The sequence below is a fragment of the Segatella maculosa OT 289 genome (genome assembly GCF_000243015.1).
Classification (GTDB): Bacteria; Bacteroidota; Bacteroidia; order Bacteroidales; family Bacteroidaceae; genus Prevotella; species Prevotella maculosa.
On the sequence record NZ_JH594503.1, the window covers coordinates 19623 to 32049 of the forward strand.

Annotated in this window: 12 protein-coding genes; all 12 read right to left on the bottom strand. The window is 47.5% G+C overall.

The features are described from left to right. Positions 1–249: 249 nt before the first annotated feature. The 12 genes from HMPREF9944_RS06085 to HMPREF9944_RS06140 all read right to left on the bottom strand — a co-directional run bounded on the left by HMPREF9944_RS06085 (position 250) and on the right by HMPREF9944_RS06140 (position 12417). Entirely contained in the window at positions 250–1329 is a 1080-nt protein-coding gene (locus HMPREF9944_RS06085) for a TerC/Alx family metal homeostasis membrane protein (protein WP_008565204.1), read from the bottom strand. Between the two features lie 36 nt (positions 1330–1365). After that, positions 1366–2436, bottom strand: coding sequence for a GumC domain-containing protein (locus HMPREF9944_RS06090; RefSeq protein WP_008565205.1), 1071 nt, complete (start codon positions 2434–2436; stop codon positions 1366–1368). Between the two features lie 36 nt (positions 2437–2472). Further along, positions 2473–4908 (bottom strand): SLBB domain-containing protein, encoded by a 2436-nt coding sequence (locus HMPREF9944_RS06095; protein WP_008565206.1) that lies wholly within the window; start codon positions 4906–4908, stop codon positions 2473–2475. A gap of 363 nt (positions 4909–5271) precedes the next feature. Beyond that, positions 5272–5928 carry a hypothetical protein gene (locus tag HMPREF9944_RS06100; RefSeq protein WP_008565207.1) on the bottom strand — a complete coding sequence of 219 codons (657 nt, stop codon included), beginning with the start codon at positions 5926–5928 and terminating at the stop codon, positions 5272–5274. 17 nt (positions 5929–5945) lie between these two features. Continuing rightward, positions 5946–6674 (bottom strand): hypothetical protein, encoded by a 729-nt coding sequence (locus HMPREF9944_RS06105; protein ID WP_008565208.1) that lies wholly within the window; start codon positions 6672–6674, stop codon positions 5946–5948. After that, the gene (locus HMPREF9944_RS06110) at positions 6664–7173 is read right to left on the bottom strand and encodes an RNA polymerase sigma factor (RefSeq protein WP_008565209.1); all 510 of its coding nucleotides are present in this window, start codon (positions 7171–7173) and stop codon (positions 6664–6666) included. Before HMPREF9944_RS06110 ends, HMPREF9944_RS06105 begins: the two co-directional genes overlap by 11 nt. A gap of 142 nt (positions 7174–7315) precedes the next feature. Next, positions 7316–7819 carry an STM3941 family protein gene (locus HMPREF9944_RS06115; protein WP_008565211.1) on the bottom strand — a complete coding sequence of 168 codons (504 nt, stop codon included), beginning with the start codon at positions 7817–7819 and terminating at the stop codon, positions 7316–7318. An 84-nt stretch (positions 7820–7903) separates the two neighbouring features. After that, a complete protein-coding gene (gene rsgA / locus HMPREF9944_RS06120; RefSeq protein WP_008565213.1) occupies positions 7904–8836 on the bottom strand; it encodes a ribosome small subunit-dependent GTPase A in 933 nt (310 codons plus the stop codon). Between the two features lie 8 nt (positions 8837–8844). Further along, the gene (gene frr / locus HMPREF9944_RS06125; RefSeq protein WP_008565214.1) at positions 8845–9405 is read right to left on the bottom strand and encodes a ribosome recycling factor; all 561 of its coding nucleotides are present in this window, start codon (positions 9403–9405) and stop codon (positions 8845–8847) included. A 45-nt stretch (positions 9406–9450) separates the two neighbouring features. After that, the gene (locus HMPREF9944_RS06130) at positions 9451–9927 is read right to left on the bottom strand and encodes a GAF domain-containing protein (protein ID WP_008565215.1); all 477 of its coding nucleotides are present in this window, start codon (positions 9925–9927) and stop codon (positions 9451–9453) included. After that, complete coding sequence (gene rsmA / locus HMPREF9944_RS06135; protein ID WP_008565216.1) at positions 9918–10721, bottom strand: 16S rRNA (adenine(1518)-N(6)/adenine(1519)-N(6))-dimethyltransferase RsmA; 804 nt, start codon at positions 10719–10721, stop codon at positions 9918–9920. Before rsmA ends, HMPREF9944_RS06130 begins: the two co-directional genes overlap by 10 nt. Before the next feature lie 349 nt (positions 10722–11070). Next, complete coding sequence (locus HMPREF9944_RS06140; protein ID WP_019966766.1) at positions 11071–12417, bottom strand: MATE family efflux transporter; 1347 nt, start codon at positions 12415–12417, stop codon at positions 11071–11073. Positions 12418–12427 lie beyond the last annotated feature (10 nt).

The window sequence follows — 12427 nt, forward strand, 5'->3', positions numbered from 1 at the left end:
GTTCCAAACGTTGAAACTGTGAATTCCAAGCGGTGGAACTGTGCGTTCCAAACGTTGAAACTGTGAATTCCAAGCGGTGGAACTGTGCGTTCCAAGCTTTGGAACTCTGATTACTGTGTATAGAATGAGTGTTTCTCACGTATAGAAAAACTGTTTATCTCTGTACAGAATAAAGACATTATCGTGTGCGGCGGAGTTCGCCGCACACTTGCTCTGTAACGAAAAAAGGTATCTTGGAATGGGGATTTGCTAAGCGTTCTTCTCTTTGATGAGCAGTGAGGCGGCAATGCTGACAGCGAGTACGGCCACGATGACGCCGAGCGACCACACGGCATCAATCTCTATGTAGCCGTGAATGAGCAATTTCACGCCGATGAAGAGCAGTAACACGCTGACGCCGGGCTTCAGATAGCGGAACTTGTCGGCTATGGCAGCCAGCAGAAAGAACATGGCCCGCAGGCCGAGAATGGCGAAAATGTTGGAGAAGAAGACTACGTAGGGGTCGAGCGTCACTGAGAATACGGCGGGGATACTGTCAAATGCGAATATCAAATCGCTGAATTCTATTACGAGCACCGTGACAAACAGCGGCGTCATGCAAAGCAATCCCTTTGTTCCCTTGCCCGCTAAGGTATAGTCGTTGCCTCTCTTGATGGCGCGAACAAAGAAGTTGTCGCCGGCAAAATGGGGATAAACGCGGAAATGTTTCGAGAGAAAACGCACCATCGGGTGCTGCTGCACGTCGATTTCCTCTTGCTTGTTGCGGTCGCGGAACATCTTATACGCACTGTAAATCAACACGACTCCGAAGACAATCAGCACCCAATCGAAGCGGTTGATGATGGCAGCTCCAGCAAAGATAAAGACAAATCGCAGCACAATGGCGCCCAGAATGCCCCAGTTCAACACGTGCTGATACTCTGTGTTCTTGACGCCGAAGGAAGTGAATATCATCATCATTACGAAGAGATTGTCTACGGAAAGCGTCTTTTCTATCAGGTAACCGGAGATATAGGCAATGGTCATATAGTGGCGATAACGCTCTAAACTGCCCTCGAAATCATTGGGGTCGAGCTTGAGATGGGCGGCATATCGCGAGGCGACTTCCTGCAAATCGGCGAAATTATGAATGCCGTGTACCATATCTCCATAGTACCAAAGGAAAGCAGAAAAGGCCAAAGCGAGGGTTATCCAGACTGCCGTCCACGTACCGGCTTCCTTGATGGAAACGGCATGGGCCTTGCGGTCGATGACCAACATATCGAGAATGAGAATGGCGGCAATGAAGATGATGAAGCCGACCAAAAAGAATATTTCCGTAGAATGCATTTCCTATTGAGTGATTAATGTCTTGTTGCGATGATATTATAAACCGAACAGTGCTTTCAGCTGCTTTTCTTTCCACAACGCATGTATAGTTACGCCGAGGAAAGCAACAAAGAGAAATGCCAGAACGATGCGACTGCTATGCGGACCGGCTTTCTTCAGAGGCACGGTCGCGCTCTGAAGCGTCGTGAAAGCAGGCGTCACTTCCTGCACTTTCGCGTAGGCCGACTGCAGATTGGCAGCCAAAGAGTTGTAAGTATTGAACTGCAATTGCATGTCGTTCTCCAAATCTTGCTGCTTGCTGCGCACGCTTTCAAGTATCAAATCCTGATTACTGTCGCTGAAAGCCCCGTAAAGTTGGCGTGCTTTCTCATAGCGTTGCTTGGCCTCCATACAGAGTCTTTTGGTGCTTTCCAAGTCATGTCGTGCCTTGTTCGTGCGGTATTTCGTGATGAATTCCTGCAAGCGTGACTGCACGGAATCAGCCATAGTGGCCGCTATCAACGGGTCTTGGTCGGTCACACTGATGCTGATTACTCCCGTCTTACTGTCCACATCGCAAGTCACATTCTGCTGGATAGCCCTCATGACGGCCGCCTGTTGCTTGGTCAACATAAACGTATTGAGCTTCTCTGCCCTGATAGTATCCGTTCCTGCAAACAGTCTATTCCACCACGGTGTCTGCTGATAATAGCGCAGATAGTCGTAATAAGTCATCACTTTATTGCTGTTTTTGCGGTGCACTTTGATGTCGAACAGACTGCCTTTGAAGTCGACTGAGTTCATCAAATCGGGATATAAGTTGGGCGTAATTGCGTCCATGTCCTTCCCCGAGCCGCTGCCAATTTTCACTCCGAACGAGGAAGCAAGCGAGTTTAACGAGCCACTTGAACTCCCGGCCGAGGACAATTCGGGGGCCAATGTCACCTGACATTCGTAGTATGCAGGCAACGACTTCGCATAGACCACGCCGATAATGAGAGCCACAGGTAGCCCTATCGCATAACTTTTCCAATGCTTTTTAAGGGCTCCAAACATAGCTTTGAAGTCGATGGAAGCCTCTTCCGCGTCGGTCAGTGGATTATCTTGTAGACAATTTTCTTCGTTCATGCTTTGTGTTTTATAATATAAAAGTGTAATCACAGCTTATTTTATGAGATTTCCTATCGTAGCAATCATCGTTGCCAATGAAGCAAGGCTCGTCCCGATGCCGAGAACGCCGGCAAGACCATTGCCCGTGGACTTCGGTTTACTTGGGACGATAATCTCACAGCCGGGTTCTATCTTACGCTTCCCGGCCATACTGACGGTTCCGTTTTGGTAAACAACGAAAGCTTTTGACTTCTTTGCGCGTGTTCCGAAGCCTCCCGCTTGATTGATATAATACTTATATGACCTGCCATCTTCGTAAGCTACCGTATTAGGATACATGACATCACCACTGATTTTCACGGTTCCATTATATTCAGGAACTATTAGTTTGTCACCTTCACGTAGCACAATATCATAATTGGAACCGGGATTTTGTAACGCTTTATCCAGTTCTATGCCCACGTAATAGGTCTCTGCCGAGTCGAGAAGTGCCGTGTTTATAGAATCTTTTTCACCTTGATTGTTGACCACACGCATGACGGATTTCATGCGAATACGCTCCTCGTCGTTGATCCGGCGCTCTATTCTTGCCCCGCGAACGTAGGCTTCAGGTGACAGGCCTCCGGCCATTTTGACAAGTGCACTCAGCCGCATGTTCTTATTATTTAAAGTATAAGAGCCTCCGAAAACGACCTCTCCGACTACCGAAACATTGCGTTGTGGCTGATAGCCCGGGCTTCTTCTGACATAAACTTCATCGTAAGGCTGGAGCTTGAAGCCTGCACTTCCATCAATAACGAAGCCTTCTTTCAACGTGAGACTGAACGTTTTTGCAATCTCTTTCGGCGAAGTCGTGGCTACAGGATCAATGATACGGCGAGCCACATCCACCTTTACCGTAGACGCAGCATCTGTCAATCCGCCCGCTTGCATAATGAAATCCTCAATCGTTTCGTTGTCTGCAAACTGATAAATCCCGGGATATTGCACCTCTCCATGAATGGTAATGGTACGTGAAATGGTGCGATCGCTCTGCGTAGGAACAAAGAGTACATCCTCATTTTGCAATGGAATATCGGCCACGGTGCCGTTCATGATGCCCGCAATGTCAACGGCAATGACCTCCAATGTGCGGTCTTTTTTCAAGCGATGCAGCACGGCATGAGCAGTAAAAGCATCTTCCGTGACCCCCTCGGCGTGCTGAATCAGCGACCGGACACTGTTGATTTCTCTGCCCAATTGATATAACCCCGGACGGAAAACAGCCCCTTTCACCTCCACCATATTGGCGTAACGGTCGAGTATAGAGTCCACGGAAAGCACATCACCATCGGCCACATGGAAGTTGTTCATGTCGAATTCTCCGATGTTATATACCGACTTTTCGCGACCCGTTGAGCGCAACAAGCGTACCGATTTCTTGTAAGCATTACCCGCAAATCCACCAGCATAGCGGATAACAGAAGCCACACTCTCGTTCTTTCTCATCTCATATGTCATCGGACGCTTCACAGAACCGCTCACATCTACAAGGCAATCGTAAGGCCCAACCACGATAACGTCGTTGTCTTGCAGGCGGATATTACCCGTCAATCTGCCGTTGAGAATGTAGTCATACACATCAACCACCGTCGCCAAACGGCCACTACGGAACACCTTGATGTTGCGCAACGTGCCCAAACCATTGATGCCTCCGGCCATATAAAGGGCGTGGAAGACACTCGCAAACGCACTAACCGTATAGGTACCCGGCACTTTCACCTCGCCCATCACATTGACAATGATGGTCCGTGTCTGCCCTACCGAGGCCTTGATGCGGCTACTGTTGTAGCGAGAACCAAGCGTTCGCCGTATCTTTTCATTGGCCGCTGCCACCGACATACCACTGATAGCAATCGGACCATAACCCGGAACGGTCACCGTTCCTTCTGGTGAAACGGTCAATGTCTCGGTCTTTTGCGAGGCACCATAAATCTCAATGACCACCTGATCGCCTGCCCCTATGGTATAATTCGTGGGAGTTGCGATGTTCATGTTGGGCTCAAAGCTCAGCAGTTTGTTGTTGAATATATCACGACCGAACACTTTCTTGCCTCCGGGAGAGAGTACCTCCTCGGCACGTTCATCAATGTTGGGCTGCACTTCCACGTATTGTTGCTGTGTCGTTTCCTGCGAAGTCTTGTCCAATACCATGTTCCCCGACGTCAAATTCTGCTTGTTTGTGCTGTTATTATTGCGCAAAACACCGGTCGAAGAAGTCGGAGTTGTATTACCAGCCATTGTTTGATTTTGGCTTTGGTATTGGTTTCTGATGCGCCGTATCTGGTCTATCTGCACGCCACGCTGCATGAGTTTGGTCACAATCTGACCGTTGGAGGTTCCTGCTTTGTGCTCTCTCTGATAGAATTGCATCACTTGGCTGTCTGTCATTTGGGCAAAACTGCCGAGCGAAATCATGGAGAAAAGCAAACAAAAGAGCGTTCTTTTCATAAATTTATCTTGTCTCAATAGGTTCAACCTTGCGAAAGTTTGAAGGAGGTTCGGGCAAGACCGACTGCCAAATCGGCATCTCTTTCCGCCGTGTCTGCCGATGATTATTACTTGATAACGTGCTCACCGACAGCCTTCTGGCCATAACTCTCCAATATATATGGTGCAAATTTATAAAAAATACCGCTTGATGACGAATTTATTGCTTATAAAATGCAATCTGAAGGCATTGTTTTCCGTTTTCGCTCTTATTCGCTTTGCTTTCAAATCAAATCATTATGCTTTTCAATCTTAGCCAAACAAAACGCCTTGCGGGAAGACTAAAAACCCGCAAGGCGCACGTCATGGTCACTACCATGCGCTTTATTTTAATTCTATGGAAATATAATCATGCTGATTTCCTTGCTTTTCACCGCCCAGTTTTACGGCTTCTTTTGAGCCTTTCTTAGCGACTACGATATTTTTAATGCGGTCGGATGAAAGTTTTTTTGCCTCTTCTTCCGACATCATCTTACCGGCCACAACATAAACGGGGACTGCTTTCTCTCCCGTAGTGACAACAACCACTGTGTTCTTTCCATCGTTTCCGTAGTCCAATGCCACCTTTGAACCGGGCTTATGCACCGTTACCGATACAATATGATCAGGGCTAATGCCCACCAATCCGTCTTTTTTCACGACACCATCTACCACGTATATCGGCGTACCGACATAGGGATTCTTGATTTGAAACTTACCTTTGAACTGCTTGCCCGGCTTCTTTTGAACGTAAAAATTCCAATGTCGGGCCTTGTCGATGTCGTTTTTCAACCCGTCACTCGTTTTGATTTGATGCACAACACCAGTGAGTGTGGAATCCAAGTTGTAGTTTAAGATTATCTTACCTTTAAGTTGCGAACCGTCGAAATGGGTCACTTCCTTACCGTCAACAATATATTTATCGGCGGTTTTTGTCGTCTGTGCACTGCCCACCGAAGCCAATAAGGCAGCAAAAATGGCTGTTAAAATCAATCGTTTCATATTTTTTGTGTTTAAGGTTATTCGTTTTCAAATGCCAACAGTTCCATGTTGCCCTCATCGTCAAGCGGAAACGCGAGGTAAACCCGGCCTGCCGGTTCGGCCGTCGAAGACACCAAAGCCGCCTTTCCAATGGGTCTTATCTCAATGCTTTCATCATCTTGCAACGCAATCTCGGCCAAATAGCGTATCTGCCCAATCATTTCAGGCGTTGTCAAGCGTCGTTTGATGGCTTTTTCACGCTTCTCTTGTTCCTTTTCCTGTAGGGTCTTCCACGCCTTTCGGGGCCTTATTGGCATCGCAACCGAGTCTTTTTCAGCGACAGGTCGCATCACGGAATCCCGCGATGACGGTATTGTCGCGTTCGAAACCGACCGTATCTGCATGGCTAACGGCTTGATTCCGTCCCTATTTTCCATATCCATGGCATGCCGTTCAAGCACAAACACCAACAAAACAGCAGCCGCAACGCCCGTCAACCACAGCCACATTGTCCGCCGATGGTCCTTCCGCCGGCTGCTAACCACGGCTTCATACGCGCTTTCAAGGTCTTCTTCCGCGCTCGTTTCAAAGCCATGAACGTTGCTAAACGTATGCAACAGCAAGGCCACGTCACGCTCGTCATCGTCCGGTTCGTGCCGTTTAAAATAGTCGGCAAGCATGCTTTCCTCCGCAACCGTAGTCTCCGTTTCGCGGAACCGCTGCAGCAATGCCATACGTTCTTGTTTATTATGAATATCAATCTGCATTATCTTGTTTCTTTAATTGTGTTATAAGTTGTCGTTTCGCCGCTGTTATCGACGATTTGATGCTTGTTTTCGGACGATTGCACACTGTAGCAATCTCGTCTAACGTCATGCCTTCAACATTCCTGAGATAGAGAATTCGCCGGGTAGCCTTAGGCAGACGGTTGAACAGAAGCCTTACCATTCGTAGCCGTTCTTTGTCTTCTATGCCGGCCGAAGCAGTGTCGGTTGCCATGAAATGGTCGTTCAGCGCCACTCTTTCATGCTTTTTGAGTTGTCGAAAATGTGTAACACATTGGTTACGTGCAACGCGATTGACCCACGCTTCCATGTTTTTAAGCCCTTCAATTTGGCCGCAATGACGCCACAACACGATGAGAACTTCCTGCACAACGTCGTCAATTTCGTCCTCCATCTGCAAGGAAACGAAGAACCGCCGCGCTATACTTTCAATGCCGGGCCGCACATGTCGGACTGTCTCTTCAAATGCTTTTTCGTCCATTTTTTAGGGTCTGTTCGCTTTATTGACGCTGAAACGACCCAAAAGTAAAGATGATTGATGAAAAAATAAAACCGTAAGGCAAGACACTTTCGTGCATTTCGGTTTTATTGTACTATGAAAAAGGGAAGAAAGAAAAGCCAAATCAACTGGTCTGTCGCCTGTCTAACTCACGACAACAATAGGCAAACAGTTCGTCTTTCGTAAAGTTTGTGTTGATCACTGCTATCGAATAAACCATACCGAAATGCTTATAGTTCACCTTCATCAGCCACCGTTTCCATGGTTTTTGACAGCGATTGATAACCGTTTCGGGGGATTTCAAGACTACAGCGATAATATCCGAACCTTTGATCTTCAACAATTGAAAGCCTTGTATGTCGTTCCATGCTACCTTATCTCCTGCTATCACCAAGGCCTCATCCGTGAATTGAAGATATTGCTCGTGGGTAAAAAATGAGCGAATGTCTCTGTAAAGCATCACCAAACTACCCAAACCGAAGAATAAAAGCGTAAGAATACCGATGCAAATGGGCTGTATCACACCGTATTTTTCATGCACTTGAACATCTGAAATCAGCCAGATACCGATGGCGATGAAAGCAACAAGTAGGACATAAACAATTATTTTACGTAAGAACAACCGCATGATTTAGTGATATTTTATTGGATTAAACAGAATATATTACAATTTCTAAGATAAGTTGCTATAGAATAACCCGAGCCTTGGCTTTCAATAGGCCTCCCGATACTTTCGTTCATCTTTGTCTTCGAGCATGCCCAAGTAACTTTGATAGCGGCTTTGAGCAATGTAATGCTCAGAGAGTGCTTTCAAAACTGCGCAACCCGGCTCGTGCGTATGCGTGCAGTTGTTGAACCGACAGCCTTTGGAAAAGTGGAAAATCTCGCGGAAATAGCTCGTCAACTCTTCGGGTTCGATGTCGAAAGTGCCGAAACCTTTGATGCCGGGTGTATCAATCAGGTAGCCGCCTTCGGGCAGTTCGAGCATCTCACTGAACGTCGTTGTGTGCATACCCGTGTTGTGTGCGTCGCTGATTTCGGCTGTTTTGAGATCGGCTTCGGGTAGGATTAGGTTGATAAGCGTGCTCTTCCCCACCCCACTGTTACCGCTCAATAGTGTTATTCTGCCCTGCAACAAAGGCCGAAGTATATCAATTCCTTCGCCCGTGGCAGCCGAAACCTCGTGGCATTCATAGCCAATGGTCTCGTAAAGACGTACCATCTGCCGCTGATAATGCCGTTCGTCGGCCGACAATATGTCGCATTTATTGAACACAAGTACGACAGGTACGCCGTAAGCCTCAGCCGAAGCGAGGAACCGATCGATGAAGGTTGTGCCGGTTTGTGGGTGATTCACAGTGACAATAAGGAGTGCTTGGTCCAAGTTGGCAGCAAGGATATGGCTCTGTTTGCTAAGGTTTTGCGACTTCCGGACAATGTAATTGCGACGATCTTCTATATGGGTTATGAATGCTGTCTCAGCCTGATTAAGGGCAATTTCCACCCGGTCTCCCACGGCAACCGGGTTGGTGCTGCGGATACCTTTCAGGCGGAAATTGCCCTTAATCTTGCATTCGACAACCTTACCGTCGTCACCTTTGACGGTATACCAGCTGCCGGTGTTCTTGATGACTAAGCCTTTCAAATCGCTATTTACACGGTCATGATTTCCTTTTGCTTCTCGGTAAGCAGGTCATCTATCCTTTTGATGTACTTGTCATGAACCTTTTGAAGGTCGTTTTCCGCGTCTTTCTCGAGGTCTTCTGATAATCCATCCTTGATGGCCTTCTTGAGTTTCTCCTTCAATTCGCCACGAACGTTGCGCACTTCTACCTTTGTTCGCTCACCAATCTTGTTGCATTGCTTCACAAGTTCCTTGCGACGCTCCTCCGTCGGCTGCGGAATTCCAAGGCGAATCACCTCACCATTGTTCTCTGGAGTGATGCCCACGTCGCTGTCCATGATGGCTTTTTCAATGTCTTTGATGGCTTTCTTGTCCCAAGGACGAATGGCAATGGTGCGTGCATCAGGCGTAGAAATGTTGGCTACTTGGTTCAATGGCACCTTACTTCCATAGGAATCGACCCGCACTCCATCAAGGATTGCGGTGTTGGCACGGCCTGCCCGAATGTGTGAAAGTTCTTCGGCAAGATACATTGCGGCCATTTCCATGCGCTCTTGCGCGTCATTTAATGTTGCTTTAACGTCTATCATATTGGTTCATATTAATTTCTTTCCGACAAAATTAGGTATTAATTTTCATTCTTCCAACTGTTTATTCAAAATTATTGCAATCTTTTCAAGGTAGCAAGCATCGGTGTTATCGAAGGCTGAATGAGCCTTGCTGTCGATATCTATGACGCCCCAAACGCTGCCATCCGACCTGTGAAGCGGGGCAACAATCTCCGAACGGGAGAGCGAAGAGCAGGCGATATGGCCCGGAAAGCGCTCGACATCGTCGACAACAAGCGTACGGTTTCCGGCCCAAGCCGTGCCGCACACGCCGCGACCACGGCCGATATGCATGCAAGCCACAGGACCTTGAAAGGGTCCAAGCTGCAATTCAGTGTCACAAACCAAATAGAATCCCGTCCAGAAGAAGCGGTCGGGAAAGGCAAAATGCAAGGCCGAAGCAACATTGGAAAGTATGCTTATCAAGTTGTTTTCGCCCTCGATGAGAGACGATATCTGCCTGCAAAGGGTCTCGTAAGCCTGTTCTTTATCGCTCATTTGCATGTCGTCAGTTCTTTTTCCACAAGATTTGTCAGCTCCACAAACTGTTCGATGCCGAGCTGTTCGGGCCGTTTGGTCATGATATCAAGCGTGAAGAAAGCTTCGCTCGCAGACTTTTCTTTCGAGAACATCTGTTTGATGCTGACGCGAAGCATCTTTCTTCGCTGGTTGAAAACAGTTTTTACGAGTCGCTTAAAAAGCTTTTCATCGCAACCAAGTTCGGTCACTTGGTTGCGTGTCATGCGGATAACGGCGCTCTTAACCTTTGGAGGGGGATTGAAAACCGACTCATCCACCGTGAAAAGATACTCCACATCATACCACGCTTGCATCAGAACAGACAGGATACCGTAGGCCTTATTGCCCGGAGCCGAGGCCATACGGAGGGCCACCTCACGCTGTATCATGCCCGTACAGCAAGGTATCAAGTCCTTATAATCAAGCATCTTGAAGAATATCTGCGACGAAATATCATAGGGGTAATTGCCCGTTAAGACGAACGGTTTGCCAAAAAACAGTTCGGAAAGATCCATACGTAAGAAGTCTTCGCCAATAATATTGTCATGCAGTTTCGGGAAATTCTTGTGCAGAAAAGCAACCGATTCCCTGTCTATTTCCACTGCTTTTACCTCGCGATCTTTCTTGACTAAATACTGAGTTAGCACGCCCATACCGGGCCCGATTTCAAGTATTGGAAGCTTAGGGCAAGCATCTACGGTGTCAGCAATGCGTCGCGCAATGTTCAAATCCGTGAGAAAATGCTGTCCGAGATGCTTCTTCGGTCTTACTGATTTCATTGGTTTATACTGTGTTATGGGTCACAAAATTAAACAATATCGGTCAACTTCCAAAATAAAACACGAAAAAATGGCATATCAAGGAACTTTCCTTGATATGCCATTCACTATGTTTAACCAATTAATTTTTCGTTTTCAATGCGGTCTTCGCTATTAGCGAAGCTTACTGCCTAAGTTAATTGCCTGTGCAATCATCACTGCAACAACGGCGAATACCATTAATGTTACCATAATCTTTTACCTTTCTTAAATTGTTATCCTTAAATTTTTACGATGCAAAGGTAATCAGATTATGTTGTGCCCGCAAACAAATCGGACTTTAAACGCCAATATCTCGCGTTTTATTGACCTAAATCAAACAGGCCTCCTTGTGCAAAGTTCGTCTGAAACAGAGCCAATAAAGCACGCCGGCCACGGTGAGACCGAAGGGAAATGCGCTCCAAATGCCCACCAAACCTGCATCAAGATAGATGCCAAGAAAATAACCCAAGGGCAGCGTAATGACGAAATAAGACAAGAAAGCCACATAAACCAACGGCTTGACATTCGACAAACCGCGCAACGCATTGGCATAGTTGGACTGCATACCGTCGCCGAACTGATAAACGACAAACGGGATAATGGTCATGGAAACCATGCTGATGACATCGCCGGAGTCTGTGAATAAGCTGCCAATGACATGGCGGAAAGCAAAGACAGGCACGCTGATTGCCACGCCTAACAGCAGGATTAACTGAAAGCCGGCACTTGCAGTTGTGTCGGCACATGCGTAATCTTGCCGGCCATGATAGTTGCTTACGCGAATGGCAACGGCTGCCGCCATACCGTAATATAGCATATATCCGAGTTGACTAATGGTCAACATCACTTGGTGGGCGGCTAAGGCTGTAGTGCCTATCCAGCCTACCATGACGCTCGAAAGACTGAAAGCAGCGGTTTCCATACCCATCTGCAGGGCCAAAGGCCAGCCTTGTTTGTTCTGATAAACAAAGTCTTCGCGACCTACTTTCGCCTGCATGAAGCCTGTTCTGTAGGCTGTTCGACGCCTGAAGAACAGCACAACGAGCACCAAACACATGAAAAGGCGTGAAAGCATGGTCGAAACACCGGCTCCGAAGAGCCCCCATTCGGGCATTCCCAACTTGCCATAGATGAGCAAATAGTTGCCGATGATATTCAAAAGATTGCCCGTAAGCATCACGACCATAGGCACTTGAGTCCTCGAAATGCCATCGAAGAATTGCTTGAAGGTATTGAATCCGATGACAAAAGGAATGGAAACGAGGTTCACAATGAAGTAGGGACGCATCAAAGACAGCAGCTCTTCGGGTTGTCCGAGGTTGCTTAAGTTCAACAAAAGCAGGCTCATCACGGCGATAAGTGCCAGTGTCAACACGGCTCCTGCAGCCAAACCGGTCTTCAAAGCCACGCCGATTTCATGTGCTTTTCCCTGCCCGTAGAGTCGTCCGATGATAGGAGTAAGCCCGTAAGAGAAGCCAAGTCCGAAGAGAAGGGCAAGCGTAAACATATTCGTAACGAAGCTCGCAGCCGCCAATTCCTGCAAAGAATGGTGGCCGATCATCAGCGTGTCGGCAAACCCAAGGACTATCGTTCCCAGCTGCCCCACAGTGATGGGCACGCCAAGACGCACCAAATGAGGATACTGTGCAGCGTACTTTCCAAAAGAATTCATCATGTTTTGTTTT